Origin of the sequence: Curtobacterium sp. NPDC090223, from assembly GCF_044746585.1 — a bacterium.
GTDB lineage: Bacteria > Actinomycetota > Actinomycetes > Actinomycetales > Microbacteriaceae > Curtobacterium.
Window position 1 is genome coordinate 73456 of sequence record NZ_JBIVCN010000001.1, and the last position, 25447, is coordinate 98902.

At 72.9% G+C, this 25447-nt stretch carries 24 protein-coding genes, 2 pseudogenes and 1 riboswitch; of the genes and pseudogenes, 13 read left to right on the forward strand and 13 right to left on the reverse strand.

Annotation, left to right across the window (positions count from 1 at the left end; genetic code table 11):
- Window positions 1–6 precede the first annotated feature (6 nt).
- Together ACIPJY_RS00330 and ACIPJY_RS00335 are read left to right on the forward strand one after the other, a co-directional pair.
- On the forward strand, window positions 7–3480 hold the full coding sequence (locus tag ACIPJY_RS00330) for a proline dehydrogenase family protein (RefSeq protein ID WP_400460728.1): 3474 nt from the start codon (window positions 7–9) through the stop codon (window positions 3478–3480).
- A 159-nt stretch (window positions 3481–3639) separates the two neighbouring features.
- A complete protein-coding gene (locus ACIPJY_RS00335; RefSeq protein WP_400460726.1) occupies window positions 3640–4080 on the forward strand; it encodes a VOC family protein in 441 nt (146 codons plus the stop codon).
- A 12-nt stretch (window positions 4081–4092) separates the two neighbouring features.
- Here ACIPJY_RS00335 and ACIPJY_RS00340 read toward each other — a convergent pair whose 3' ends face one another.
- Together ACIPJY_RS00340 and ACIPJY_RS00345 are read right to left on the reverse strand one after the other, a co-directional pair.
- On the reverse strand, window positions 4093–4536 hold the full coding sequence (locus tag ACIPJY_RS00340) for an acyl-CoA thioesterase (protein WP_400460724.1): 444 nt from the start codon (window positions 4534–4536) through the stop codon (window positions 4093–4095).
- The gene (locus tag ACIPJY_RS00345) at window positions 4533–5123 is read right to left on the reverse strand and encodes a QsdR family transcriptional regulator (RefSeq protein ID WP_400460722.1); all 591 of its coding nucleotides are present in this window, start codon (window positions 5121–5123) and stop codon (window positions 4533–4535) included. The genes ACIPJY_RS00340 and ACIPJY_RS00345 overlap by 4 nt, the downstream gene beginning before the upstream one ends.
- Window positions 5124–5171: 48 nt before the next feature.
- Here ACIPJY_RS00345 and ACIPJY_RS00350 point away from each other — a divergent pair, with 48 nt between their 5' ends.
- Entirely contained in the window at window positions 5172–6365 is a 1194-nt protein-coding gene (locus ACIPJY_RS00350) for an acyl-CoA dehydrogenase family protein (RefSeq protein WP_400460720.1), read from the forward strand.
- A 26-nt stretch (window positions 6366–6391) separates the two neighbouring features.
- On the opposite strand, the gene ACIPJY_RS00355 is transcribed toward ACIPJY_RS00350, so the two are convergent.
- The 3 genes from ACIPJY_RS00355 to ACIPJY_RS00365 are packed head-to-tail and all read right to left on the reverse strand — an operon-like array spanning window position 6392 to window position 9785.
- Window positions 6392–8461 carry an alpha/beta fold hydrolase gene (locus ACIPJY_RS00355; RefSeq protein ID WP_400460718.1) on the reverse strand — a complete coding sequence of 690 codons (2070 nt, stop codon included), beginning with the start codon at window positions 8459–8461 and terminating at the stop codon, window positions 6392–6394.
- A 7-nt stretch (window positions 8462–8468) separates the two neighbouring features.
- Window positions 8469–9341 (reverse strand): patatin-like phospholipase family protein, encoded by an 873-nt coding sequence (locus ACIPJY_RS00360; RefSeq protein WP_400460716.1) that lies wholly within the window; start codon window positions 9339–9341, stop codon window positions 8469–8471.
- Window positions 9342–9377: 36 nt separating this feature from the next.
- Window positions 9378–9785 carry a helix-turn-helix domain-containing protein gene (locus tag ACIPJY_RS00365; RefSeq protein WP_400460714.1) on the reverse strand — a complete coding sequence of 136 codons (408 nt, stop codon included), beginning with the start codon at window positions 9783–9785 and terminating at the stop codon, window positions 9378–9380.
- 70 nt (window positions 9786–9855) lie between these two features.
- On the opposite strand from ACIPJY_RS00365, the gene ACIPJY_RS00370 reads away from it, so the two are divergent.
- Window positions 9856–10677 carry a GAF domain-containing protein gene (locus ACIPJY_RS00370; RefSeq protein ID WP_400460712.1) on the forward strand — a complete coding sequence of 274 codons (822 nt, stop codon included), beginning with the start codon at window positions 9856–9858 and terminating at the stop codon, window positions 10675–10677.
- Between the two features lie 41 nt (window positions 10678–10718).
- Entirely contained in the window at window positions 10719–10910 is a 192-nt protein-coding gene (locus ACIPJY_RS00375; protein ID WP_400460710.1) for a hypothetical protein, read from the forward strand.
- 176 nt (window positions 10911–11086) lie between these two features.
- Here ACIPJY_RS00375 and ACIPJY_RS00380 read toward each other — a convergent pair whose 3' ends face one another.
- Window positions 11087–12115 carry an NADPH:quinone reductase gene (locus tag ACIPJY_RS00380; RefSeq protein ID WP_400460708.1) on the reverse strand — a complete coding sequence of 343 codons (1029 nt, stop codon included), beginning with the start codon at window positions 12113–12115 and terminating at the stop codon, window positions 11087–11089.
- 99 nt (window positions 12116–12214) lie between these two features.
- A complete protein-coding gene (locus tag ACIPJY_RS00385) occupies window positions 12215–12580 on the reverse strand; it encodes a winged helix-turn-helix transcriptional regulator (protein WP_400460707.1) in 366 nt (121 codons plus the stop codon).
- A gap of 110 nt (window positions 12581–12690) precedes the next feature.
- Here ACIPJY_RS00385 and ACIPJY_RS00390 point away from each other — a divergent pair, with 110 nt between their 5' ends.
- Entirely contained in the window at window positions 12691–13338 is a 648-nt protein-coding gene (locus ACIPJY_RS00390; RefSeq protein WP_400460705.1) for an NAD(P)-dependent oxidoreductase, read from the forward strand.
- Between the two features lie 147 nt (window positions 13339–13485).
- On the opposite strand, the gene ACIPJY_RS00395 is transcribed toward ACIPJY_RS00390, so the two are convergent.
- Complete coding sequence (locus tag ACIPJY_RS00395) at window positions 13486–14811, reverse strand: MFS transporter (protein WP_400460703.1); 1326 nt, start codon at window positions 14809–14811, stop codon at window positions 13486–13488.
- 119 nt (window positions 14812–14930) lie between these two features.
- On the opposite strand from ACIPJY_RS00395, the gene ACIPJY_RS00400 reads away from it, so the two are divergent.
- Entirely contained in the window at window positions 14931–15788 is an 858-nt protein-coding gene (locus tag ACIPJY_RS00400; RefSeq protein ID WP_400460701.1) for a LysR substrate-binding domain-containing protein, read from the forward strand.
- A gap of 333 nt (window positions 15789–16121) precedes the next feature.
- On the opposite strand, the gene ACIPJY_RS00405 is transcribed toward ACIPJY_RS00400, so the two are convergent.
- Complete coding sequence (locus tag ACIPJY_RS00405) at window positions 16122–17063, reverse strand: hypothetical protein (protein ID WP_400460699.1); 942 nt, start codon at window positions 17061–17063, stop codon at window positions 16122–16124.
- Between the two features lie 241 nt (window positions 17064–17304).
- Here ACIPJY_RS00405 and ACIPJY_RS00410 point away from each other — a divergent pair, with 241 nt between their 5' ends.
- The gene (locus ACIPJY_RS00410; protein ID WP_400460697.1) at window positions 17305–18273 is read left to right on the forward strand and encodes an aldo/keto reductase; all 969 of its coding nucleotides are present in this window, start codon (window positions 17305–17307) and stop codon (window positions 18271–18273) included.
- A 120-nt stretch (window positions 18274–18393) separates the two neighbouring features.
- Here the strand turns inward: ACIPJY_RS00410 and ACIPJY_RS00415 are convergent, their stop codons facing one another.
- Window positions 18394–19041 (reverse strand): NADPH-dependent F420 reductase, encoded by a 648-nt coding sequence (locus ACIPJY_RS00415; RefSeq protein ID WP_400460905.1) that lies wholly within the window; start codon window positions 19039–19041, stop codon window positions 18394–18396.
- A gap of 239 nt (window positions 19042–19280) precedes the next feature.
- On the opposite strand from ACIPJY_RS00415, the pseudogene ACIPJY_RS00420 reads away from it, so the two are divergent.
- The 4 genes and pseudogenes from ACIPJY_RS00420 to ACIPJY_RS00435 form a co-directional block, all read left to right on the forward strand.
- Window positions 19281–19403: pseudogene (locus tag ACIPJY_RS00420) on the forward strand (N-acetyltransferase); the annotation flags it as partial.
- 21 nt (window positions 19404–19424) lie between these two features.
- On the forward strand, window positions 19425–19886 hold the full coding sequence (locus ACIPJY_RS00425; RefSeq protein ID WP_400460695.1) for a VOC family protein: 462 nt from the start codon (window positions 19425–19427) through the stop codon (window positions 19884–19886).
- A 109-nt stretch (window positions 19887–19995) separates the two neighbouring features.
- Window positions 19996–20505 (forward strand): MarR family winged helix-turn-helix transcriptional regulator, encoded by a 510-nt coding sequence (locus tag ACIPJY_RS00430; RefSeq protein ID WP_400460693.1) that lies wholly within the window; start codon window positions 19996–19998, stop codon window positions 20503–20505.
- Window positions 20502–20996, forward strand: a pseudogene (locus tag ACIPJY_RS00435) (metallophosphoesterase family protein); the annotation flags it as partial. The gene ACIPJY_RS00430 and the pseudogene ACIPJY_RS00435, both read left to right, overlap by 4 nt.
- Here the strand turns inward: ACIPJY_RS00435 and thiD are convergent.
- The 3 genes from thiD to thiM form a co-directional block, all read right to left on the reverse strand.
- Window positions 20924–22603 (reverse strand): bifunctional hydroxymethylpyrimidine kinase/phosphomethylpyrimidine kinase, encoded by a 1680-nt coding sequence (thiD, locus tag ACIPJY_RS00440; protein ID WP_400460691.1) that lies wholly within the window; start codon window positions 22601–22603, stop codon window positions 20924–20926. The pseudogene ACIPJY_RS00435 and the gene thiD overlap by 73 nt on opposite strands.
- A complete protein-coding gene (gene thiE / locus ACIPJY_RS00445) occupies window positions 22600–23328 on the reverse strand; it encodes a thiamine phosphate synthase (protein ID WP_400460690.1) in 729 nt (242 codons plus the stop codon). The genes thiD and thiE overlap by 4 nt, the downstream gene beginning before the upstream one ends.
- Entirely contained in the window at window positions 23325–24164 is an 840-nt protein-coding gene (thiM, locus tag ACIPJY_RS00450) for a hydroxyethylthiazole kinase (RefSeq protein WP_400460688.1), read from the reverse strand. Before thiM ends, thiE begins: the two co-directional genes overlap by 4 nt.
- Window positions 24153–24248: riboswitch (TPP riboswitch) on the reverse strand. Its footprint overlaps the gene before it by 12 nt.
- A gap of 67 nt (window positions 24249–24315) precedes the next feature.
- Here thiM and ACIPJY_RS00455 point away from each other — a divergent pair.
- Window positions 24316–25293, forward strand: a complete 978-nt coding sequence (locus tag ACIPJY_RS00455; protein ID WP_400460686.1) for an NUDIX domain-containing protein — start codon at window positions 24316–24318, stop codon at window positions 25291–25293.
- Window positions 25294–25447: the final 154 nt, after the last annotated feature.

Genomic DNA, 25447 nt, shown 5'->3' on the forward strand with positions numbered 1-25447 from the left:
GATCCCATGACCGACGTCCAGCCGCGCTCCGACGCAGCCTCCTCGACCGACCACGACGACCTCGCCGATGCGTCCGTCGCCCTCGTCCGCCAGTGGCTGGCCGAGGCCGAGACCTACCCCGTCGACGGCTCCGCGAAGCAGCTCGCCGGGGTGCTCGCCGACCCCAAGGGCCTGGCGTTCGCGGTCGGGTTCGTCGACGGCGTCGTCCGCCCGGAGGACCTCGGCGTCGCGGCGCGCAAGCTGCGGGCCATCGCGCCGGACGCACCCGGGTTCCTGCCCAGCGCGCTCCGTGGTCTGGTGCGCCTCGGTGGCGGACTGGCACCGGTCCTCCCGTCCGTCGTCGTCCCCGTCGCCCGACGCGTGCTGCGGAACATGGTCGGCCACCTCATCGTCGACGCGACCGACGCGAAGCTCGGTTCCTCGATCGCGAAGATCCGCCAGGACGGCGTCCGGCTCAACGTGAACCTGCTCGGCGAGGCCGTGCTCGGCGAAGGCGAAGCCGCCCGCCGGCTCGAGGGCACGCACGCGCTGCTCGCGCGGGACGACGTCGACTACGTGTCGATCAAGGTGTCGTCGACCGTGCACCCGCACTCGCCGTGGGCGTTCGACCACGCCGTCACGGACATCGTCGACAAGCTGCGACCGCTGTTCCAGCGCGCCGCGGACGCGTCGCCGAACAAGTTCATCAACCTCGACATGGAGGAGTTCAAGGACCTCGACCTCACCATCGCGGTCTTCACGCAGCTCCTCGACGAGCCCGCGTTCCTCGGGCTCGAGGCCGGCATCGTGCTGCAGGCGTACCTGCCCGACGCCCTGTCCGCGATGCAGCAGCTGCAGGAGTGGTCCGCGGCCCGCCGTGCTCGCGGCGGCGCCGGCATCAAGGTCCGCCTGGTCAAGGGCGCCAACCTGCCGATGGAGCAGGTCGAGGCATCGGTGCACGGCTGGCCGCTCGCGACCTGGCACACCAAGCAGGACTCCGATACCAACTACAAGCGGGTGCTCGACTGGGCGCTGACCCCCTCCCGCATCGCCAACGTCCGCGTCGGCGTGGCCGGACACAACCTGTTCGACGTGGCGCACGCGTGGCTCCTCGCCGGACAGCGCGGCGTCCGGGACGGCATCGAGTTCGAGATGCTGCTCGGCATGGCGCAGGGGCAGGCCGCGGCCGTCCGCAAGACCGTCGGGTCGCTGCTGCTGTACACGCCGGTCGTGCACCCCGGCGAGTTCGACGTCGCGATCGCGTACCTGATCCGCCGGCTCGAAGAGGGCGCGTCGCAGGACAACTTCATGTCCGCGGTGTTCTCCCTGCAGTCCTCGCCGTCGCTCTTCGCCCGCGAGGAGTCGCGGTTCCGCGCGTCCCTCGCGCCGCTGGCGGAACCGGGCGGTCTCGCTGCTCCCGCCTCGCACCGGGTCGCCGACCGCTACGCGGCCGTCGGCCGGCCAACGCCCGGCCACTTCGAGAACACGCCGGACAGCGACCCGTCGGTCGCGGCGGTCCGGTCCTGGGGCGCCGCGATCACGGCCCGGGTCGCCTCCTCGACGCTCGGCGAATCGGGCGTCCGGGAGGCCCGGATCACCTCCGCGACGGCCCTCGACTCCGCGTTGACGCGCGTCCAGAGCGCCGGGGCCGTCTGGGGGACCTGGTCCGGTGCCGCGCGCGGCGCGGTGCTGCACGCCGTGGGCGACGCGCTCGAGGCGAACCGCGCGGCCCTCATCGAGGTGATGGCCGCCGAGACCGGGAAGACCATCGACCAGGCCGACCCCGAGGTGTCCGAGGCGATCGACTTCGCGCACTTCTACGGCTCGCTCGCGGAGGAACTCGACGACGTCGACGGTGCGGCGTTCTCGCCCGCTCGCCTGACGCTCGTCGCGCCGCCGTGGAACTTCCCGGTCGCGATCCCGGCGGGGTCGACGCTCGCCGCCCTGGCCGCCGGGTCGGCCGTGGTGCTGAAGCCCGCGCCGCCCGCCGCGCGCTGCGGTGCCGTGCTGGCGTCGATCATGTCCACCGCCTTCGACGCGATGGGTGCGCCCGCCGACGTGCTGGCGTTCGTCGACGTCGCCGAGGATGAACTCGGGTCGGCGTTGGTCGCGTCGCCGATGGTCGACCGGGTGATCCTGACCGGTGCGTACGAGACCGCATCGCTGTTCCGTTCGTTCCGCACGGACCTGCCGCTCCTGGCCGAGACCTCGGGCAAGAACGCGATCATCGTCACGCCGTCGGCCGACCTGGACCTCGCCGTCAAGGACGTCGTCGCCTCGGCGTTCGGGCACGCGGGGCAGAAGTGCTCGGCGGCGTCCCTCGTGGTGCTGGTCGGGTCCGTGGCGAAGTCGCGGCGCTTCCACTCGCAGCTCGTCGACGCGGTGTCCTCGCTCACGGTCGGCTACCCGACCGACCCGACGACGCAGATGGGACCGGTCGTCGCCCCGGCCGCCGGCAAGCTGCTCGACGGGCTCACCGTGCTCGAGCCCGGCCAGCGCTGGGCCGTGCAGCCGCGTCAGCTCGACGAGTCCGGCAAGCTCTGGAGCCCCGGTGTCCGCGGCGGTGTGCAGCGCGGCTCGGCCTTCCACACGACGGAGTACTTCGGCCCCGTCCTCGGCGTCATGACGGCGTCGTCGCTGGACGAGGCGATCGACATCGTCAACGAGGTCGACTACGGACTCACGTCAGGGCTGCACTCGCTCGACCCGTCCGAGATCGGCGCGTGGCTGTCCCGCATCGACGCCGGCAACCTCTACGTGAACCGCGGCATCACGGGGGCGATCGTCCGCCGGCAGCCGTTCGGCGGGTGGAAGAAGTCCGCCGTGGGTGCCGGTACCAAGGCCGGCGGCGTGAACTACCTGTTCGGGCTCGGGTCCTGGTCGACTGCGGCTGCGACCGCCGGCGCTCCCGTGTCCGCGCCGGTGTCGGCGTTCGTCCGGGCGTCAGGGGTCTCGTCGGCATCGCTCTCCCGGGCGATCGCGTCCGACGAGCTCGCGTGGACGTCGTTGTTCGGTGTCGCGACCGACGTGTCGGCGCTGTCGGCGGAGCGGAACATCGCGCGGTACCTGCCGTACCCGGGGGTGCACGTGCGGCTCGGGTCTGCTGCGTCCTCGTCTGCTGCGTCGTCGTCGGTCGAGTCGCTCGTCCGTGTCGTCGCAGCTGCGCTCCGTGCGGGGACGACGATCGACGTCTCGTCGTCCGGCGAGGTGCCCGCGGCGATCGCTGCGCTCGGGTGCGTCCGGTCGGTCGTGTCGTCGGAGTCCGATGCCGCGTTCGGCGCCCGGGTGGCCGCTGGTCCGTCGACCCGCGTGCGGCTCATCGGCGGATCGGCGTCGGCGCTGTACGCGGCGGTCGACGGTCGGCCCGACGTCGCGGTGTACGCGGAGCCGGTGACCGAGGCCGGGCGCATCGAGATGCTGCCGTTCCTCCGCGAGCAGGCGGTGTCGATCACGGCGCACCGCTTCGGCACGCCGAACCACCTGACGGACGCGCTGCTGTAGCGGCCGCGCGGCGGGGTGGGTGCCGACGACTCGCTCAACCAAAGTCAGCCCGAACCACGGGATCCCGTGGTTCGCGCTGACTTTGGTTGTGCGGGGTGTCGTGTCCGTTCTCCGCGCGGGCTCGGGGCGCTCGGAGACGGCCGGAGTTGTGTCGGCGGCATGACCGAACCGATCGCACGCCCGACCGCCCTGGCCCACGTCCGGGTCACCGTGACCGACATCGCCCGGAGCAAGGCGTTCTACCAGCAGCTGCTCGGCGCCGACCCGGTGATCGACTTCAGCGACCAGGCGGACGAGCCGGGCATCCGGCAGGATCGCGAGCGGTTCTACGGTGGCTGCGTGTTCCAGCTCGGCGACCAGGTGTTCGGGCTGCGGCCGGTGGCGCCCGCGGGGCAGCGGTTCGACCCGGACACCGTCGGGCTCGACCACGTCAGCTTCGTCGTCGGGTCCGTGGACGAACTGCACGACGCCGCGGCGCGACTCGATGCCGCCGGGGTCGAGCACGGTGAGGTCACCGAACTCGGCCAGGCCGGGATGACGATCCTGTCCGTGCAGGACCCCGACGACATCAACCTCGAGTTCGCCGCGGTCAGCAGCTAGGCGCCGCCCGGGTCACGCGCTGACGGCGACCATCGTGTCCGTCACGAGGGCGCGGAGGTCAGCCGGCAGGGGGATCGGTCGGCGTGCGCCCTCGCGGTCGATGATCACGTGCACGAACTCCCCGGTGGCGAGCAGGGCGCCGTCGGACTGCCGGAACAGCCCGAACTCCCACGACAGGCTCGTCGTCCCGAGGTGCTTCGAGCGCATCCCGACCTCGATCACGTCCGGGTAGACCGCCGACTCGACGAACCGGCAGCCCGAGGACACCACGACCGCGATCCACGACGACGTGAACGGGTCGAGGCCGGCACGGTGGCCGAACCAGTACGTCGCGGTGGTGTCCATCGCGGCGTAGTAGATCGTGTTGTTGACGTGGCCGAACATGTCGTTGTCGTTCCAGCGCGTCGGGAAGGTCCGGCGGAACGGGTACTCGTCGATGGTCGTGGTGCTGGTCATGGTGCTCCGGTCGATGGGGTGGAGGGGCGCAGCACGTACTCGAACGCCGCACGCGCCCGGACGGGGTCGGGGGTCTCGCCGGAGATCAGGTCGGCGTAGGTGAAGGACTCGGAGATCCGGACGAGCAAGCGGGCGAGTTCCTCGGCGGAGAGCGGTGCCGGGTCGAACTCGCCGGACATCTGCTCGGCCTCGACCATGACGCTCACCACGGAGACGAGCCGGCCCTGCACGTCGCTCGACGAGGTCGTGAGGAGCCGCAGCGCCCTGGCGGGCTCCCGCGTCAGGAACGCCCGGAAGTACGGCGCCGCGATGAGGTCCGCGGTGAACCGGTCGAGCACGTCGACGATGCGGGCAGCCCCGACGGACCCCGCGGCATCGGCAGCGCGGGCGGCCCCGTCGAGGGTCGGCACGGCCAGGGACCAGAGGATCTCGGAGAGCAACCGGTCACGGTTGCCCACCCAGCGGAACAGGGACGTCCGGTCCACGCCGAGTGACGCGGCCAACGCGCCCATGTCGATCCGTTCGCCGGCGATGAAGGTGTGTCGGGCCTCCTGGAAGGCGCGCAGCGCAGAATCCGCTGTCCTCATGGCGTTCCTCCCTTGCAACGTTTCCGAGAATGATGCATTGTGGTTCCCATGTCAACGTCGACGCCCACGACCACGCTCCTCGAGTCCGACTTCTACGGGTTCGCACTGCAGCTCTCCGACCAGGAGCGCGCGTCGATCGGGCGACTCCGGGAGTACCTCGAGCGCGAGGTCGCGCCCATCGCCGACGACTACTGGGCCCGTGCGGAGTTCCCGATGCAGGTCATCGCGCCGCTCGCGGAGCTCGGCATGTACGGTCCGGGCGTCCCGCTCGTGCGCCAGTTCGAGAACTCCGCCGTGTACCGCGGGTGGGCGGCCCTCGAGCTGGGGCGGGTCGACGCCAGCGTCGCGACGTTCATCGGCGTGCAGTCCGGCCTGGCGATGAACTCGATCGCGGTCGCCGGCAGCGACGAACAGCAGCGCGAGTGGCTGCCCCGGATGGCGGCGGGCGAGCTGATCGGTGCGTTCGGCCTCACCGAGCCGTACTCCGGCAGCGACTCCGCGAAGGGCCTGCGCACGACCGCTCGGCGTGAGGGCGACGAGTGGGTGCTCGACGGCGAGAAGCGCTGGATCGGGAACGCCACGTTCGCCGACGTCGTCGTCATCTGGGCGAAGGACGTCGCCGATGGTCAGGTCAAGGGCTTCCTGGTCACGACCGACACCCCGGGCTTCACCGCGACGAAGATCGAGGACAAGATCGCGCTCCGCGGGGTGCAGAACGCCGACATCGTGATGACCGACGTCCGCGTCCCCGAGTCCCGCCGGCTGCAGCGAGCGGACTCCTTCCGCGCCACCGCCGAGGTGCTCCGCCTGACCCGGACCGAGGTCGCGTGGCAGGCCATCGGCATCGCGGTCGGTGCCTACGAGGCCGCGCTGTCCTACGCCCGCGAGCGCATCCAGTTCGGCAAGCCGATCGCCGCGCACCAGCTCGTGCAGGACCTGCTCGTGAAGTCGCTCGCGAACATCACCGCTTCGATCGCACTCTGCACGCAGGCGTCCGCGATGCAGGACTCCGGAGCGGGCGGGGACGAGCACTCCGCGCTGGCGAAGGCGTTCGCGACGGCGAAGATGCGCGAGACCGTCGCGTGGTGCCGCGAGGTGCAGGGCGGCAACGGCATCGTGCTCGACAAGGGCGTCGCCCGGTTCTTCGCGGACGCCGAGGCGATCTACTCCTACGAGGGCACCCGCGAGGTGAACACCCTCATCGTCGGCCGCGCCATCACGGGCCAGGCCGCCTTCGTCTAGCCGGCGGCCCGGACCCGCGCCCGGCGTCAGCCGAGCAGTGCCGGTCGCTCCCACGCTGCACCGAGGACGTGCTGCCCGAGGAACGCGAACACCGTCTGGTACCAGACCACCGCGTGCTGCGGCCCCAACACCCAGTGGTTCTCGTCCGGGAAGTACAGGAACCGGTGCGGCATCGACCCGTCCGGCGCCGCGTGGTGCTCGGCGAGCTCGGCCCAGAGCCGGAGTCCCTCACCGATCGGCACCCGGTAGTCCTTGTCGCCGTGGATGACGAGCATCGGGGAGACGATGTCGGCCACGAAGCGGTGCGGGTCGTTCTCGTGCACGCCGTCGGCGTCGAAGATCGAGGACCAGTACTCCGGCGCGTCCGTCGTGCCGTTGAACTGATCGAGCGCCCACAGTGAGGCGTGCGTCACGACGGCGCGGAACCGGTCGGTGTGGCCGGCGACCCAGTTCGCCATGTACCCGCCGAACGAACCGCCCATCGCGCCCGTACGGGTCTCGTCGATGTCGTCCCGTGCCACGACCGCGTCGGTGATCGCCATCAGGTCGGTGTACGGCGCCTGGCCCCAGGCGTTCCAGCCGCGGTTCACGAAGTCGAGGCCGTACCCGGTCGAGAGCGCCGGGTCCGGGAGGAGTACGGCGTACCCCCGCGCCGCCGCGAGCATTGGGTTCCACCGCCACGACCACTGGTTCCAGGAGTTCAGCGGTCCACCGTGGATCCAGAGCAGGAGCGGGTGCGGCCCGTCGCTGTCGGGCAGCACCAACCACCCGCGGACACGAGCGCCGTCGGCCGCGGTCGTCTCGACCTCGGTCAGGTGGGCGGGGACCTCCGGCAGGGGCGCGGGGGTCGCGAGCGGGGTCACCGTGCCGTCGGTCGCGATCCGGACCGGGTGCAGTGGTGCCGCCCAGGAGGCCCGGAGCGCCACGACGACACCCGTCGCCGCCGACACACCCAGACCTGAGTACGCCCAGTCGTCGTCGGTCAGCTGCTCGACGGCGCCACCGTCGAGCGGGATCCGGAAGACCGGCGCACGGCCGTCCTGGTCGGCGGTGGCGAGCACCGAGGCGTCGTCCGCCGCGAAGACGAGTTCGCTCGGCCAGCGGTCCCAGTCGGTCGCGATGCGGTGCGCGTCCGAGCCGTCGATCGACGCCGTCCAGACCTCTTGCTGGTGCGCGCCGGCGGGCGTCGAGCGGACCGTGCGGACCCAGGCGATCGTGCGGCCGTCGTGGCTGAGGGTCGGCATCTCGTGGTCGACGCCGTCGTCGTCGAACAGCACCGTCCGGGAACCGGTCGCGACGTCGACGGTGACGATCGCGGTGCGCTGGCCCCGCGCTTCCTTCACCCCGACCTGCAGCACGAGCGTGGAGCCGTCCGGGGTGAGCGCTCCGGCCACGTGGTCGAGCGTCCGGCCGGGAGCGGGCGTGAGGTCCGTGGGCGCGGGGAGGTGCGCGGGGTACTGCTCGTCGTCGTCGTCGGTCTTGGGGGCTGCGCCGACGGTGTCGGTCAGCGCCGCGAGGTCGATGCCGAGCACGTGCGTCTGGTCCGGGCCGAGGTCGTGGTCCCAGTCCCGCACCGGCGACGTCTCGTGCAGGATCGCCCGGACCTTCTTGTCCTTGCGCTGCTTGCGGAGCTCGGCATCGCGCGCGATCGCCACCTGCGGGCCGTCAGCCGACGCCGCTGGCAGCAGGTCGGCGGTGATGGCGACCACGTCGGCGGCGCTGGCCGTCGCGAGGACGCCACCCGTGCCTCCAGGAAGGCGTGTGACGGGACGTGCCTCTCCACCGGTGGCAGGCAGCAGCCAGAGCTGTGGCGCGTCACCGTCTGCGGCGTCCGCGTCGGGTCGACCCGAGACGAACAGCAGGTCCCCGTCCCGTGTGAAGGTGATGCCGGACTCGCCCTTGGCCGATCGGGTGAGCCGCACCGGCGGACCGTCGCCCGTTACCGGCACGGACCAGACGGCACGCCGGTAGGCGGTGGCGTCCGGGTCCAGCGTGCTGACCGTCAGGGCGACACGATCACCGTCCGGGCTCAGCGCGATCCCGTCCACACGGGGGAGGGCGATGTACTGGTCGAGGTCCGAGAACGGGGTCGTCATGCCTCCACTATGCCCAGAAGTCCACGATCTGGGAGGCGCTTGCCGAGGCCTGTGCAAAACCTGCCTCGGCGGAGGGGCGCTGTGTGGAGAGCGAGAGCGAGTTCGTGCCGAAGGCCTGCTGCGCCGTGCTGTCGGCGACCACCACCTCGACCGAGGAACCGCCGGCGCGGAGGGACTCGACCGCCTGGTCGAGCCACGGACCGAGCGGCGACGGCGCCTCCGGGCCGCAGGCGATGACGAGCACCCGCTCGTACCCGGCAGCGACGTCGGAGTTCGTGCCGGAGCGGACACCGCCGTCGATGTAGGGGCGACCCTCGATGCTGACGGGCGACCAGACGAGCGGGACGGAGCAGCTCGCCGCGACGGCGCGGGGGAGCGGGACGCCGTCCGCCGCGGTGAGCACGCGGAAGGTGCCGTCGGTGGCGTCGACCGTGGTCACCGCCAGGGGCAATGCCGGCCACTCGGTGGAGGGCAGCGTCTCCGTGAAGGTCGCGACACGCTCCTCGTCGGTCTGCCCGGTGGTCACGGCCTGTGCCGCACGGCCGAGGCGTGCTCTGCCGTCCTGCTCCGAGGTCATGCCGACGAGCGCCTGGCCGAACTGCTCCTGCATCGCCTCGGCGTCGATGACGGCCGGCTCCTCGTAGGTCGTCGGGAGCGGGGAGATCTGCTGCTCGTACGCGGCCCGGACCGCTCCGTGCCGGACGAACGTGCCGACGACGCTGCCGGCGCTCGTGCCGACCACGAGGTCCGCCGCACCGAGGTCGACGCCCGCTTCCTCGAGTGCTGCGAGGACACCGAGCTCCCACGCGATGCCGGCGACCCCACCGCCTCCGAGGACGATCGCTCGGGTTCCGGCGGCGGGCGTGGCGAGTTGGCTCATGCACCATGCTTACCAGCCCGGTCCGACGGGCTGTGCTCAGCCGGTCGCGGGGCGTGCTGTCCGGACGGGCGCCGATGTCGAGGCCTTTGCTCCGAGGGCACGGAGCTTCCGACCCAGTTCGAACCGGCGCTCGTCGCGGACGTGGACCAGGTAGTCGGCGTGGACCAGGGCGTGCAGGAGCCGGTAGGCGGTGGGCAGGGGGAAGCCGAGTGCCTCGGAGACCTCCTTGGCCGTGGCGCTCCCGCGCTCGGCGACGACCTCGAGGATGGCGAGGGTCTTCGCGACGGTGTGCACGCTGGAGTCCCGAGGTGCCTTCGTCGGCGCGGGGCCCGGCGCGCGGTCGGACGCGCGATCCGACGCGGGGTCCGGCGCGGGGTCCGACGCGCGGTCCGTCGCGATCGCGTTCGTCGCGGCGGGGTGGAGCGGATCGTCACTGATGCGCATTGGACGATGGTCCTCCCATCGCACCCGTTGTGGCAATGGCGTCGTCGGTGGTCGGCCGTAGCGTCAGGGTGTGATCGAGGGGACCGAGCGGGGACGCCGCACGCACTACCGGGACATCGCGCTGCCCGTCGTGGCCGCCGCGGTGCCGACGGCCGCGTTCCAGGTGCCGAACCTGGTCGGGGCGCCCACCGCCAGGGTCGCGCTCATCGTCGCCGCGCTCCTGGTGTTCGTCGCCGTCGTGGTCTGGCAGGTGCTCCGAGCCCGACGCAGCGCGACGGTGCGCGCCGCCGCCGAGGAAGCCGGGGCATCGGCGCTCGCCGCGTACGAGGTCGCGGTGCAGTACGGCTTCGGCCAGATCGCCACGCGGCTCACCCGGTTCGCCGCACACGACCCCGTCGTCCGGCGCGGTGAACTCGGTGCCTTCGCCGACCGGGCCGCCGCCGCGCTGGCGTACTACCTGCTGCCGCACGTCCCCGACGTCCGGGCGAACGTCTACCTGCTCTCGAAGCGGCTCGACGCGCTCGAACCGATCGGGCACGGTGGCGCCGGGGACACGGCCGGCACCTTCCGCGCGGGGACGCCCTACGGTGACCGCAACCTGGAGTGGGTGCTGGACGGCGGGGCGCCGCGGGTCGTCGGCGACCGGGAGTCCGACGTCGACGCGGTGGACGACGCGCCGGACTTCGACCCGCGGTACCGGTCGTACGTCGCGGTGGTCATCCGGGGCGAGGGCTACTCGTTCGGCATGCTCACGGTGGACTGCCCGACGCCCGGGGCCTTCACGGACCTCGACGTCCGCAACATCGGTGTCGTCGCACAGTACGTCGCCGTCGCCTGCACGCTGACGTTCCCGGCGCGGCGTCGCACCGCGGGTACGCCGGCGGCCGTGTGAGCGCGCCGGCGCCTGTCGGTCGCTGGTCGTACGCTCACGGCATGACGAGCGTGCACCCGACGACGCCGCTGTTCGGCCGGGCCCCCATCCGCGCAGCGGGGCGACGTGGCGCGCCGGGCCTCCCGGTGGGTGACGCCTCCGACGCCGACTACGAGGACCCGCGTGTGATCGCCGCGAACCTGGAGCGGGCGCTCCGGGCAGCCCGCGCGCGGCTCGTGCGTCTCGTGCGCTGAGTCACTGGCGCTGCGCTCGACGTCCGCCCGCGGTTCCGAACCAGTGCGCACTGTCGCCGCACAACCGGGAGCGCTTCGAACCGCGGACTTCCGTGGTTCGAAGTGCTTTCCGTTGTGCGACGCCGATCGGCACCGCCACGCCAGCGGCGCGGCCGCCGCTCGCCCGCGGCCCGCGCCTACGCCGGCTGCACGTCGATCAGCACCTTGCCGACCGTGTCGTGCTCGACCGCGTCGTGCGCCGCCGCCGTGTCCGCCAGGGCGAAGCGGGTGATCGGCAGCCCGGCCTCGGCGCCGACGGGCAGGACCCCGTCGTGCAGCGCCTCGGTGACGTCCTCCGCGGCAGCAGCCAGGGCCTCGTCGCCGATCGTGTACAGCAGCAGGAACTGGTACCGCGCGTTCACGCTCATGTTCGGCCGGATCGGCAGTGCGGCCGAGTCCCCGCCGTTGTTCGCGTAGATCGACACGACGCCGTGGTTCGCGAGCACCTCGGCGACCAGGTCGGCGTTCTGCGGGATGGACACCTCGACGACGATGTCGACGCCGTCCGGTGCGACGGACCGGATCGCAGCCGCGGCGTCGTCGGAGCGGTAGTTCACGGTGTGGTGGGCGCCCGCCGCCGTGGCGAGCGCTGCCTTCTCGTCGGAGCTGATCGTGGAGACGACGGTCGCACCGGCCCACCGCGCGAGCTGGATCGCCGCGTGCCCGACCGCACCGGCACCACCCGCGACCAGGACCGTCATGCCGTCGAGGGCACCGGGCCCCAGGCGTGCCGGCCCCTCCTCGTGCGTGGTCAGCGCCCGGTGGGCCGTCATCGCGGGGACGCCAAGCGAGGCGCCGACGTCGAACGAGACGCCGTCCGGCAGCGGGACGACGCGGGACACCGGCACGACGGTGTACTCCTGCGCCGTGCCGGTCGGGCGCGAGGCGGCGGCCATGAACAGCCAGACGCGGTCCCCGACGGCGACCTCGTCGACGCCGGGTCCGACGGCGTCGACCACGCCGGCGCCGTCCTGGTTCGGGGTGATCTCCGGGAACGGCAGGCCGTCGCCGTACGTGCCGCCGGCGCGGGCCTTCCAGTCGGTCGGGTTCACCCCGGAGACGACGACGCGGACGCGGACCTCGCCGCTGCCGGGCTCCTGCACGTCGCGGTCGACGAGGGAGAGGACGGACGAGTCACCGGGCTGGGAGTAGACGATCGATCGCATGCCTCCACGCAACCACGTCGGACCCGGACGGATTCCGAACGGGCCGACGAGCCCCCGGGAACCGAGGAGCCCGAACGCCCCGAAGCGCCCGGAACCGGATCAGCGTGCCGCGTCGTACTCCTGCCGCGCGACCGCGACGTCGCCCATGTGCGAGGTCGCCCAGTCCTCCAGGGGCTCCAGCACCCTGCGGAGCGACCGGCCGGCGTCGGTGAGCTCGTACTCGACGTGCGGCGGGATCTCGGGGAACACCGTCCGCGTCACGAGGCCGTCCCGCTCGAGCGCCCGGAGCGTCTGCGTGAGCATCTTCTGCGACACGCCCTGCACGCGGTTCGCGATGACGGAGTACCGCTGGGGTCCGTCCGCCAGGGTGCCGATCGTCAGCACGCTCCACCGGTCGCCGATGCGGTCGAGCAGCTGCCGGGACGGGCAGTCCGCGGCGTACGGGCTGTACTCGAGCGCAGTCATGGGTCCTCCGGGAGCCGAGAGTCACGCACCGCGAGGTGCCTACTTACCAAAAGAGAGTAACGCCCCTATGGTGAGTCAAGCAAGCACGCACCGCCACGAAAGGAACACGCATGTCCACCATCGTCGTCTTCGGAGGCACCGGGTACGCCGGCTCCGCCATCACCCGTGAAGCGCTCTCCCGTGGTCACCAGGTCGTCGCCGTCGCGCGCGACACCACGAAGCTCGAGCCCGCCGAGGGCCTGACCCTCGCCCAGGGTGACGCGTTCGACGCCGCCTTCGTCGCCGACGTCACGAAGGGCGCCGACGTCATCGTCGTCGCGCTGCACGCCGTCCAGGCCGACGGCAGCGAGCTCAAGGACCGCTTCCAGCCGTTCGTCGACGCGGCCGCGGCCTCCGGGGCGCGCCTCGGCATCGTCGGAGGCGCGGGTTCGCTGCTCGTCGCCGAGGGCGGCCCCCGCCTGTTCGACTCCGCCGACTTCCCGGACGCGTTCAAGGGCGAGGCGAAGAGCCACGCGCAGATCCTCGACGCACTCCGTGCCGGCGACTCCGAGGTCGACTGGTTCTACGTCAGCCCGGCCGCCGCCTTCGGCGGCTACAACCCCGGCGAGCGTCGCGGCACGTACCGCACCACCGACGAGGTGCTGCTCACCGATGCCGAGGGCAACTCGGACGTCTCCGGCGCGGACTACGCGCTCGCCTTCGTCGACGAGATCGAGACGCCGCAGCACCACCGCGCGCGCTTCGGCGTCGCGTACTGACGTTCGCCGCACGACCGAGAACACCCCGGACCACGGACTCCCGTGGTCCGGGGTGTTCTCCGTTGTGCGGGTTGGGTGCGCCGGGTGCGGTCGCGACCACGGTCGGACGGGAGGCCCGGTGCGGGCCCGGCGACGGCCTCCCGTCCGTCAGCGGTGACCGACGATCGCCGGGAGCGGCATGTGGTGCCGCATCCGGACCGCCAGGTGGAACCCGCCACGGCGGGCGAGCACCAGGCCGATGACGGCCGCCGCGGCGGCCGGCACGCCGCCGGCGACCATCATCCCGACGTGGGCGCCGAAGTGGTCGACGACCTGGCCCATGAGCGGTCCGCCGATCGCCTGGCCGCCGAGCAGCACGAGGATGTAGAGCGACATCACGCGGCCTCGGATGGCGACGTTCGAGGACAGCTGTACGAGTGAGTTCGAGGCCGTCTGGAACAGCAGCTGCGACATCCCGACCGCGACGAGCATCACCGTGAACGGGGCGATCACCGGGATGCTGCCGCTGATCACGAGCAGGATCCCGGTCCAGAACACGCCGCCGACGATGGTCCGCAGCCGGACCACCGCTCGCCTGGTCGAGAGCAGCGCACCGACGAGCGCTCCGACCGCGACGGCGGAGTTGAACAGGCCGTAGCCGCCGGCGCCGACGTCGTACACCTCGGAGGCGAACGCGGACAGCAGCACGGGCATGGTCAGCGCGAACACCGAGAAGAACGCCACCAGGATGACCGGCACGATGATCGTGGGTTTCCCGACGGCGTAGCGGAGGCCCTCGACGAGCTGCCCCTTGCCGCGTGGCGTGGGTGGTGTCCGGTGCAGCTCCGAGACGCGCAGGAACCCGAGCGTCACGACCACGGCTGCGCAGGCGATCGCGTTCACCCCGAACGACCAGCCCGCCCCGACCGCGACGAGCAGTGCGCCGGAGAGCGCCGGCCCGATCATGCCGCCGAGCTGGAAGACCGACGAGTTGACGCTGATCGCGTTCCGCAGGTGCTCGTGGCCGACGATCTCGGTGACGAACACCTGGCGCGCCGGGTTGTCGATGACGGTGACCATGCCGACCACGAAGGCGATCGCCCAGATGTGCCACGCCTGGACCACACCCGACAGCGTCAGCACCGCGAGGAGTGCGGAGAGCAGTGCGAAGGCGCCCTGCGTGATCATCATCAGCGCGCGCTTGGAGAACCGGTCGACGATCACCCCGCCGAACAGGCCGAAGAAGAGCATCGGCGCGAACTGGCACGCCACCGTGATGCCGACCTGCGCGACCGAGCCGGTCAGCTGCAGCACGAGCCAGTCCTGGGCGATGCGCTGCATCCAGCCGGCGGTCATCGCGACCAGGTTCGTCGCCGTGAAGAGCCGGAAGTTCGGCACCGAGAGCGCGATGAGCGTGTGGCGCCACGGCGGTCTCGTGGCCTGGATCGGGAGTGGTTCGGTGGGCGGGTAGAGGGTCGTCGATGACGCGCTCACGGGGTGGGGTCTCCGGCTGTCGGTGGCGGAATCGGTACCCCATCGAAACTACTTGCGGCAAACCCATTCGATCCCCCTATGGTTGCTATCAGTCCATTGCGATGTCGAATGAGGTGCACGTGCTCGATCCCGTCCTGCTCCAGACCTTCCTCGCCGTCGCCGAGACGCAGAGCTTCACGCAGGCGGGCGCGCGCCTCGGCATCAGCCAGCCGACGGTGTCCCAGCACGTCCGCCGCCTGGAGACCGCGGTGGCCAGGACCCTCGTCGCGCGGGACACCCGCGGGGTCTCCCTGACCGACAACGGCGACGCGATGGCCGGGTTCGCCAGGACGATCCTGGCGGCGCACGCCACCGCCGACGCCTACTTCTCCGGCTCGGCGACACGTGGTCGGCTCCGTTTCGGCGCCGCGGACGACCTGGCGATCACGCAGTTGCCGCGGATCCTCCGGGACTTCCGCCGACTGCACCCGCAGGTGAACCTCGAGCTGACGGTGAACCAGTCGTCCCCGCTGCTGCGTCGGGTGCACGCGGGGCAGCTCGACCTGGTCTTCATCAAGCAGACCGCGGGGGAGTCCGCCGAGGGCACCCGCGTCGCGACGGACCAGATGGTGTGGATGGCGCAGGACGGCATCGCGGTGGAGCGGGACGAGCCGGTGCCGCTCATCGCGTACCAGGCGCCGAGCATCAGCCGGCAGATGGCGATCGACGCGCTCGAGGCAGCGGGCCGCACCTGGCGCATCACCTGCAACACGAGGGACGTCAACGGGGTGCTGGCGGCCGTCCGCGCCGGCATCGGCGTCGCGGTGTTCCCGCACTCGCTGATCCCGGCCGACCTGGTGAAGGTGTCGCAGCGGCTCGGGCTGCCCGACCTGCCGGCCGTCGACTACGTGCTCATCGCCAACCCGACGGTGCAGCGGGAGCCGATCGATGCCCTGACGAACGCGATCCTCTCGCGCGGGGTGGTCCGAGCCGTCTGAGGCGCCCCACCCCGGCCGAAACGCCCCCGGGTTTCCAAGTCGCCCCGGAATGCGGCGGTGTCTCGGCCGGACCGCGGCGTCTCAGGGGAACGGCGGCGCCACGGCGGACGCGGGGAACGGCGCCACGGGCTGCCGCGGGCGCCACAGTGCCGCGCCGGTTGCCGGCGGCGGTACCGGAGCGCGGCGCCCCTCCGCGGCCGAAACGCCCCCGGGTTCCCGAGACGCCCCGGAATTCGGCGGTGTCTCGGCCAGACCGCGGCGTCTCAGGGGAACGGCGGCGCCACGGCGGACACCGGGCCGCAGCGGACACCGACGGGCTGGCGGCGCCGCGCGTCAGGGCGCGAGCGACGGGACTGTGCCGGAGCCGGTGAGGTCCGGGAGCGTCACGCCGGCCATCGGCAGCGCCGCACTCGCGACGGCCCAGAGCAGCACCAGGGTGCCGACCGCACCGAGCACCGCGCCGAGGAGCGCCACCGACCGCTGCCACGTCGCCGCCCGGTTCCGCAGCGTCGCGATCGAGCACACGAGCGCGACCGCACCGAGCGCCAACCCGACGACGTGCACGGTCGCCGGGGCCGTGAACCACCACGCGGCGAGACCGAGCGTCACCAGTGCGGCGACCGCGCCGAGCACGGCCCCCGGGGTCGCCCCGAGCGCACGGCGCGGGGCAGCGGACGCAGCAGTTGCGCCGGCCTGGAGGCCCGGCTCGCCCTGGGCGGGATCGGGAGCCTCCGCCTCGGGTTGCGTCGGCAGCTGTCGGGTCGCGGTCGCGGACGGAGCGCCGAGCACCGCGTCGAACGACGGTGCCGGTGCGGGAGCCGGGGCCGCCACGGCCTGCTGGTGGGCGAACCGGGCGGGCGTCCGGTAGCCGACGGGGCCGGTCGGCTCGGGCTCGGTGCCCTCGACGACGACGTGTTCCAGGCCGGGGACCGAGAACCTCGGCTGGCCGGCCCGGGGAACGACCGGCCCCGAGTGCGCGGGTGCTGGAGCGGCCGCCGGCGACGCGGCCGCTGCGACGAGGGTCGGGGCATCGACGGGGGAGACGGGTGGGAGAGCCGAGGCGTCGCCGACCCGGTCGAGCGGTGTGGTGTGCACGACGGGCGACATCGGCGCGGGCGGCAGGTGCGCCTCGGTCGGCGGGTAGTCGGGGACCACGGCATCCGGGTCGAGCGCGTGCTGCGCGGCCGGACCGGGAGCGCTGGCCGGAGCCGGGCCGCTGCCGGGCGAGAGCGGTGCGGTACCGGACGCGACCGGCTCAGGGAGGGGAGCGGACACGGCGGGGGTGAGGTCAGCCTCCAGGCCGGTGACCGTTCCGTCGCCTGTCGTGTCGACGGGACCGTCGACGAAGGGAGCCGTCACCCACGCCGGAACGGGCCGACGGGGTCGATCGGAATCGTGCATGCGATGCGACGCCACGTGCGCTGCTCCCTCCGGTGTCCTGATCCATCGTCAGTTGTAACGGGAACCCGTGCGGCCGATGCAGCCCCAGTTCCGGGGTGATCGGTACGGTCGAGGCATGGCAGACATCGAACACCGTCCACTCGGCCCTTCGGGGCTGGTCGTGTCCACCGTCGGCCTCGGCTGCAACAACTTCGGCCGGGTCGGCACGGTGACCGAGACGCAGGCGGGCACCGACAGCGTCGTGCACGCCGCACTCGACGCCGGGGTCACGCTCCTCGACACCGCCGACATCTACGGCGGCACTCCCGGGCAGTCCGAGTCGATGCTCGGGAAGGCGATCGCCGGGCGCCGCGACCAGGTCGTCCTGGCGACGAAGTTCGGCATGGACATGCGCGGCGTCAACGGGCCGGACTGGGACGTCCGCGGCTCCCGGCGCTACGTGCGGCTCGCCGTCGAGTCGTCGCTGCGGCGCCTCGGCACGGACTGGATCGACCTGTACCAGATGCACCGTCCCGACCCGGTGACGCCGATCGAGGAGACCCTGTCGGTCCTCGACGACCTGGTGCGCGAGGGCAAGATCCGCTACATCGGGCACTCGAACTTCGCCGGGTGGCAGGTCGCCGAGGCCGAGCTCACCGCGTCGATCGCCGGCACCACGGCGTTCGTCTCCGCGCAGAACGAGTACAGCCCGCTGTCCCGCGGCGTGGAGGCCGAGGTGCTGCCGGCAGTCCGGGCCTACGCGCTCGGGTTCCTGCCGTTCTTCCCGCTCTACAACGGGCTGCTCAGCGGCAAGTACACGCGCGAGGGCGGACCGGCGGACGGACGGCTGTCGAAGCTCAAGCCCGAGCTGCTCGAGAGCGCCCCGTGGGACGCGCTCGAGGAGTACCAGCGGTTCTGTGACGAGCGTGACGTGACGATGCTGCAGGCGACGTTCGCGTGGTTGCTGGCGCAGCCGGGGCTGACGAGCGTGATCGCGGGGGCGACGAAGCCCGAGCAGATCGTGCAGAACGTCGAGGCCGGCGCCACGTGGGTGCCGAGCGAGGACGACCTCGCCGAGATGACGGTCATCTTCGACGAGGCCTGAGCAGACGCGGCGAGCGTGCGCCTGACACGCGCCTGACGGGCGTGCGCCTGGCACGCGCTTGGCGGGCGTGCGCCTGGCACGCCCCTGGTGGGCGTGCGCGTCGCACGCTCACCGATGCGCTCACATGTCGCGGTAGCGCTTGGCGTCCGCGACGGCGAGCTCGAGGTCGAGCGCCGCGTACGGCTTGACGTAGCCGGGGGTGTCCCGCTGGATGCGCCAGCCCTCGGCGAGCGGACCGATGTCGACCGCGTCGAACCCGAACTCGTCGAGCAGGTCGGACACGGTCCGCTTGGCGTCGGCGTCGTCCCCCGCCACGATCAGCGCCCGGCGACCCTCGGTGCCCGTCGGCGTCCCCGCGGTGGTCAGGTCCGAGGCCATGATGTGGTTGAACGCCTTGACGACCTTCGCCCCGACCAGGTGGTCCTGCAGCAGCTCCGCCGTGGTCGTCGTCTCGTCGTCGAGCGCGGCGATGTGTCCGTCGCGCTGCGGGTAGTAGTTGTTCGTGTCGATGACGACCTTGCCGACGAGCGGCTCGACGGGGATCGTCTCGATGGCGGCGAGCGGCGTGGTGACCACGACCAGGTCGCCCGCGGCGGCCGCCTCGTCGCGGGTGACGGCACGTGCGTGCTCGCCGAGCTCGGACACGAGGTCCTGCAGGGTCTCCGGGCCGCGTGAGTTCGCGATCGCGACCTGGTACCCGTTCCGGACCGCGAGCCGTGCGAGCTGCGATCCGATGTTGCCTGCGCCGATGATGCCGATCGTGGTGATGTCGTCAGTGCTCATGGTGACCACACAACGCCGTGCCGCTTCGTGCATTCCGAGGCATGATGGCGACATGGCACACGAGTTCCGTGACGAGACCGACCAGAGTCGGTACGCGATGTACGTCGACGGTGAACTCGTGAGCGTGCTCGACTACCGCGAGAACGTCGACGCCGTCGCGTTCCCGCACACACACGGTCCCGAAGCACCGCGGGCACGGCTACGCCGCCGAGCTCGTCGCGTACGCCGTGGACGACGTCGAGGCGAAGAACGACAAGCGCATCGTCCCGATGTGCTGGTTCGTCGGCACGTGGTTCGACGAACACCCCGAGCGAGCAGCTCTGCTCAGCCGCAACGTCGCGGACTGAGTCACCCGAGGAGGCACCACCGTGCGACAGATCGTCCCCTTCATCTGGTACGACGGGCAGGCCGAAGAGGCAGCCACCTTCTACACGTCGGTCATCCCGGACTCCTCCGTCCAGCACGTCGAGCGCATGCCGGACGGCTCGACCCTCGTCGTCGAGTTCGTGCTCGGCGGGAAGCCGTACCGCGCCATGAACGCCGGGCCCGGGCACCCGCACTCCGACGCGATCTCGTTCCAGGTCGACGTGGACGACCAGGACGAACTCGACCGGATCTGGGACGCGTTCCTGGACGCTGGTGGGACGCCGTCGATGTGCGGCTGGCTCACCGACGCGTGGGGCGTGTCGTGGCAGGTGACCCCGGCGAACTGGGCCGAGCTGATGGGCGCCGGCGGCGACGCGGACGGCCGGGCACGGGCCTACGCGGCGATGATGCAGATGGTCAAGCTGGACATCCCCACGCTCGAAGCCGCGATCCGCGGCGAGTAGCCGCGGTCCGGGGGCCGCCGGTATGGTGACCGGCACACGAAGACCGCCGTCGCCCCACGAGGTGACCGGCACAGGAAGACCGACGTCGACCCGTGGGGAGGCGGCAGGAATGGCTGGAGGCACGATGGACCACCCGAGGTCCGACGTCCGCAACGCTGACATCGGACGCGCCTACACCGAGCTCTCACGCATCACCCGGCGCGCGAGCATCCGCGCACGGGGTACCGAGTCCGTGCTCAGCGTCGTCGACCAGTCGCTCGTCGACTTCATCGTCCAGCACGAGGGGTGCATGGCGATCGACATCGCCAGGTACCTGCGGCTGAACCGTTCGACGATCTCCCGGCAGCTGTCCGGACTCCTGGCCGCCGGACTCATCCGCACCACCGACGGCGGCACCGGCAACGCCAAGCCCCTGGCGGCGACCGAGGCGGGGTGCGCTGCCCTCGAACGCTCCGTGCAGCTGCACCGCGACGCCCTCGACGAGCGGATCGCGAGCTGGTCCGACGACGACATCGCACTGCTCGCCGGGCTGCTCGAACGGCTCGGCGCCTCGGACGAGGCCGGGCTCCCGATGCCGAACGGGGCGAACGTGGCGAACCGCCAGCCCGAGGCGCGGTGACCACCTCCGTCGTCCTGCTCTCGGACACACACCTGCCGAAGCGCGCGAAGGACCTGCCGGCAGCGCTGTGGGCCGACATCGACGCCGCGGACCTCGTGGTGCACGCCGGCGACTGGGTGGACCTGGCGACGCTCGACGCGATCGAGACCAGGAGCACCGCGTTCGTCGGCGTCCGGGGGAACAACGACGGCCCGGAGTTCGACGACCGGCTGCCCCTGGTCGCTCGCTTCGCGGTGGACGGGCTCCGCGTCGCGCTCGTGCACGAGACGGGTGCGGCCACCGGACGCGAACGGCGGGCGGCCGCGGCGTACCCGGACGCGGACGTGCTCGTCTTCGGGCACTCGCACATCCCGTGGGACACGACGGCCCCGGGAGGGCTGCGGTTGCTCAACCCGGGGTCGCCGACCGACCGGCGTCGTCAGCCCGACTTCACCTGGATGCGCTGCACGGTGTCCGACGGGGCACTCGACGTCGTGCTCGTCCGACTGGCCCCAGGAGCGGCGTCGCCGACCCCCGCGGCGTCGCCGACCCCCGCGGCGTCGCCGAGCGCGACGGCGTCGCCGACCCCCGCGGCGTCGCCGACCCCGGCGGCGTCGCCGACCCCCGCGGCGTCGTCGACCCCCGCGGCGTCGCCGACCCCCACGACCCCGCCGACGCCGAGCGCGTAGGGCATCCGGAAGAACGCCAGCTCCCACCGCGTCGAGGCGCGGAACGCCCGCGCCATCGCACCCCGCACCGCCGGGCTCGCCGCCCGCGCCATCGTCTCCACGTGCTCCGTCGCCGCAGCACTCGACGCCGCGAACCCGGGGTCGCCGTACGCCGTGATCCAGTCCGCGTACGGGTGCCCGACCGGCGCGACCCCGAGCTGCGATCCGACCCACGCGTACACCCGGAAGCACGGCAGCACCGCGGCGGCGAGGACCGCGACGTCGCCGGAGTCCGCGGCCGCCCGCAGGTGCGCGAGGTACCCGGCGCACGTCGGGTGCACGGGGTCGTTGGCGTGCGTCCCGGCGAGCCGGCGGTGGTGCAGGCTCGCCGCCTCCTCCGCGCAGCCGGCAGCGGCGGTCGCCCAGAACGCGGCCTGGTCGGACCCCACGGGTGCGGCGCTCCCGATCGCGGCGAGGTGCTCCTCGTAGGCCCGCAGGTAGTGCACGTCCTGCGCGAGGTAGCCCGCGAACACGTCGGGCTCCAGCGTGCCATCGGCCATCCGCACCAGGAACGGCGCCCGGATCGTCGCGTCGAGCACCGGCCGGACGTCCTCCCACCACACGTCCGTGTACCGCGGCTCCGGCAGCGCCGCCCGGACCACCGCCCCGTGGTCGATCGGCCCGTTGCCCGTCCCGACCCCGAGGGCGTCCGCCCCGCGGAGCGCCGCCGTCAACCACGCCTTCGCCTCGCCGACCGCGACCTCCCAGTCACCGTGCCGCGCCATCAGCGTCGCGACCGCACTCGACAGCGAGCACCCCGTCCCGTGCGTGTTCGCCGTGTCGACGCGCGGCGCGGAGAACACCCGGGCGCTCCCGTCCGGCGCGACGAGCACGTCGTCCGAGGTCGGCCCGTCCGCGTGCCCGCCCTTCGCGAGTACCAGGACGTCCCACCGCTCCGCGACCGCACGAGCGGCATCGAGCGGATCCGCCGGCTCCGCACCGGCGGACGCGGCCAGCACCGCGAGCTCCGCCCGGTTCGGCGTCACGAGGTCGACGAGCACGAGCAGCTCGGTCATCGCCTGCTCCGCGTCCGCGTCGAGCAGTCGGTCGCCACTCGTCGCGACCATCACCGGGTCCACGACGACGACCGGCGGCCGGGTCGTACGGAGCCAGTCGGTCACCTCGCGGACGACGGCCGCGGTCCCGAGCATCCCGGTCTTCACCGCGTCCACGACCACGTCGTCCGACACGGCGTCGAGCTGGTCGCGCAGGACGCGGACGTCCGGCACGTGCACCGACCGCACGCCGTGCGTGTTCTGCGCGACGACGGCCGTCACGACCGCCATCCCGTACCCGTCGTGAGCCGCGATCGCCTTGAGGTCAGCCTGCAGCCCGGCGCCGCCGGTCGGGTCGGTCCCGGCGATGCTCAGCACCCGCACCGGCCCGCTCACCGCGCGTCCTCCGATCCGGACGGGAGGCCGGGCTCGCCTCCGTCACGTCGGCCCACGTCGTGCGGGCGCTCGGCTCCGGAGCCGGCCCACGCCGCCACGTACGCCGCGGCCGCCGAACCGGGGTCCGGCGCAGCGCAGATGCCGGACACCACGGCGATGCCCGCCGCACCGGAGGCACGCAGGGGCGCGACGTCGTCGAGGTCGACCCCGCCGATCGCCACGCACGGCAGGTCCGTCGCCGCAGCGAGCCGGGCGAACCCGTCGTGCCCGAGCGCCGGTGGGTGGTCCGGCTTCGTCGACGTCGGGTGCACGACCCCGACGCCGAGCAGGTCCACGGTCCCGCGGGGGAGCCGGTCGAGGGCCGCGAGGTGCGCCGGGGTGTTCGCGGTCAACCCGACGTGCGCGTCCGGCCCGAGGAGCGCCCGCGCCGCGGACACCGGCACGTCGGACTGCCCGAGGTGCACGCCGGCGACCCGGTGCCCGGCGTGCCGAGCGGCCAGGGCGACGTCGAGCCGGTCGTCCACGACCACCTCCGCCCGGTCGCCGACCGCGTCCGCGACCGCGGCGGTCAGCGCCAGCAGGTCCCGGGCGCTCGCCTGCTTGTCCCGCACCTGCACCATCCGGACCCCGGCGTGCACCGCGGCCCGGACGACGCCGAGCACCCCGTGCCCGTGCCGGTCCGCGAGCGCCCCGTCGGTGACCAGGTAGACGCCGACGTCCCTCATGCCGCCGTCTCCTCGGAGATCCGTGCCTCGCGGACGACGTCGTCCGGCGTGAGCGACGCCAGGCGGTCCAGGAACAGCGGCTGGAACGTGCCCGGCCCGCCGGCATCCCGCGCGGCGAGCTCCGCCGCGATCGTGTGCACGGCCGTACCCGCGACGGCAGCGGCGACCGGGTCCCCGGGGGCCACCGACGCGAACGCGGCGATCACCGCCCCGAGCGCACAGCCGCCGCCCGTGATCCGCGTGAGCAGCTCCGTGCCGTTCGCGACCCGAACCGGCACGCCGGCGTCGCCGGGCCCGACCACGAGGTCGACGGGACCCGACACGGCCACCGCGCCCAGCAGCCTCCCGGCGGTCGCATCGACGGCGGACGCACGCGCGTCGTCGGTGCCGGCCGTGCTGTCCACGCCGCGCCCACCGGCGGAGGACCCGAGCAGGGCGAGCACCTCGGACGCGTTGCCCCGCAGGACGGTCGGGCGGAGCGCGAGCAGGTCACGGGCCAGGGCCGTGCGCACCGGCAGCGAACCGACCGCGACCGGGTCGAGCACCCACGGCGTGCCGGACCCGGCGGCAGCGGCGGCGGCCTCGAGCGACGCCGCCCGCGGTTCGGCGTGCGGCGTGCCGGTGTTCACCAGCAGGGCGTCGGCGACGTGGGCGAACGGGCCGGCCTCGGTCGGCACGTCGACCATCGCGGCCGAGGCGCCGAGGGCGAGCAGCACGTTCGCCGTGACGTTCTGCACCACCGTGTTCGTGATGCACTGCACCAGGGGGCTCCTGGCCCTGACGGCCTCGAGGAGTGCAGCGGTGCGTTCCGGCCATGCGGGCGCAGGAGTTTCCATGGACGATCCCTTCGCGAGTACGAGCTCGAGCAGGTTCGACGGGTGTGATCTCAGCCGCTGGATGCGGCACCCCGTGTCTCGATCAGCACCGTACACGACGCCCGCGGTCACATGACGGCCCGTCCACGGCAGCGTGTGGAAGGGTGGGTGCGTGCCCGATGACCTGCCTCCCGGTCCGCCGCCCGGCCCCCGCGATCCCGGCGACGCCTGGGCGTACGGACCCGACGGCACCAAGGCGTGGGGCGTGTTCGGCGCCGCCGGACTGCTCGTCGACGACGGCCACGGCCGCGTGCTCCTGCAGCACCGCGTCGAGTGGAGCCACCACGGCGGGACCTGGGGCATCCCCGGCGGCGCACGGCACCAGCACGAGGACGCCGTCACGGGGGCGCTCCGGGAGTCCGCGGAAGAGGCCGGGGTGCCGCTCGACGGCATCGACCTCCGGCACACCTCGGTGCTCGACCTCGGGTTCTGGACCTACACGACCGTGGTCGGACGGGCCAGCGCGCCGTTCGAGCCGGTCATCAGCGACCGCGAGAGCCTGGCGCTCTCCTGGATCCCGCTCGCCGAGGTCGACGCGCTGCCGCTGCACCCGGGCTTCGGGGCGTCCTGGCCCGCGCTGCGGGACGCGATCGGCACCACGCCGCACGTCGTCGTCGACGCGGCGAACGTCGTCGGGAGCGTGCCGGACGGGTGGTGGAAGGACCGGGCGGGGGCCGCGTCGCGGTTGATCACAGAGGTGACGGCGCTCGCCGCGGTGGGGCTGCCCGCCGACGCGCTCGAGCTCGGGTTCACGCAGTGGTGGCCGCGCTGGACCGTGGTGCTCGAGGGCCGCGCGGTGGATGCGGCCGACGCCGCCGGTGCCCCTGCCGCCGCCGGTGGTGCCGCTGGTGGTGCCGCTGGTGCCGCCGATGTCGCCGGTGCCGGGTCGCGCGTCGGCGGGCTCGTGTCGGTGGAGCGCGCGGCGGGGTCCGGGGACGACGCGATCGTCGACGCTGCCGCAGCGGCGCTCGACGCCGGGCACGCCCCGGTCGTCGTCGTCACGGCGGACCGGGAGCTCCGGGAGCGCGTGACGGCGCTCGGCGCTGCCGTCTCCACGCGCGGCCCGAGCTGGCTCCGCGACCGGCTGTAGCGCGGCGCGCCGCCGCTGCGCGCGCCGCCGCGCGCCGCTTCCCGCAGTGTGCGAGGTTCCGGACACGGTGCGAGGCCCAGGGCGTCGCACCGTGTCCGGAACCTCGCACCGTAGGTCGCACCGTAGGTCGCACCGTACGTCGCACCTCGCACGG

Bases quoted from the DNA above. Each gene is read 5' to 3' on its own strand.
- thiM (WP_400460688.1), bottom strand. From the start codon at position 24,164: ATGGAAACTCCTGCGCCCGCATGGCCGGAACGCACCGCTGCACTCCTC.
- ACIPJY_RS00345 (WP_400460722.1), bottom strand. From the start codon at position 5,123: ATGAGGACAGCGGATTCTGCGCTGCGCGCCTTCCAGGAGGCCCGACAC.
- ACIPJY_RS00410 (WP_400460697.1), top strand. From the start codon at position 17,305: ATGGCAGACATCGAACACCGTCCACTCGGCCCTTCGGGGCTGGTCGTG.
- ACIPJY_RS00390 (WP_400460705.1), top strand. From the start codon at position 12,691: ATGTCCACCATCGTCGTCTTCGGAGGCACCGGGTACGCCGGCTCCGCC.
- ACIPJY_RS00430 (WP_400460693.1), top strand. From the start codon at position 19,996: ATGGCTGGAGGCACGATGGACCACCCGAGGTCCGACGTCCGCAACGCT.
- ACIPJY_RS00355 (WP_400460718.1), bottom strand. From the start codon at position 8,461: ATGACGACCCCGTTCTCGGACCTCGACCAGTACATCGCCCTCCCCCGT.
- ACIPJY_RS00330 (WP_400460728.1), top strand. From the start codon at position 7: ATGACCGACGTCCAGCCGCGCTCCGACGCAGCCTCCTCGACCGACCAC.
- ACIPJY_RS00335 (WP_400460726.1), top strand. From the start codon at position 3,640: ATGACCGAACCGATCGCACGCCCGACCGCCCTGGCCCACGTCCGGGTC.
- ACIPJY_RS00375 (WP_400460710.1), top strand. From the start codon at position 10,719: ATGACGAGCGTGCACCCGACGACGCCGCTGTTCGGCCGGGCCCCCATC.
- ACIPJY_RS00350 (WP_400460720.1), top strand. From the start codon at position 5,172: ATGTCAACGTCGACGCCCACGACCACGCTCCTCGAGTCCGACTTCTAC.
- ACIPJY_RS00340 (WP_400460724.1), bottom strand. From the start codon at position 4,536: ATGACCAGCACCACGACCATCGACGAGTACCCGTTCCGCCGGACCTTC.
- ACIPJY_RS00365 (WP_400460714.1), bottom strand. From the start codon at position 9,785: ATGCGCATCAGTGACGATCCGCTCCACCCCGCCGCGACGAACGCGATC.
- thiE (WP_400460690.1), bottom strand. From the start codon at position 23,328: ATGAGGGACGTCGGCGTCTACCTGGTCACCGACGGGGCGCTCGCGGAC.
- ACIPJY_RS00380 (WP_400460708.1), bottom strand. From the start codon at position 12,115: ATGCGATCGATCGTCTACTCCCAGCCCGGTGACTCGTCCGTCCTCTCC.
- ACIPJY_RS00360 (WP_400460716.1), bottom strand. From the start codon at position 9,341: ATGAGCCAACTCGCCACGCCCGCCGCCGGAACCCGAGCGATCGTCCTC.
- ACIPJY_RS00385 (WP_400460707.1), bottom strand. From the start codon at position 12,580: ATGACTGCGCTCGAGTACAGCCCGTACGCCGCGGACTGCCCGTCCCGG.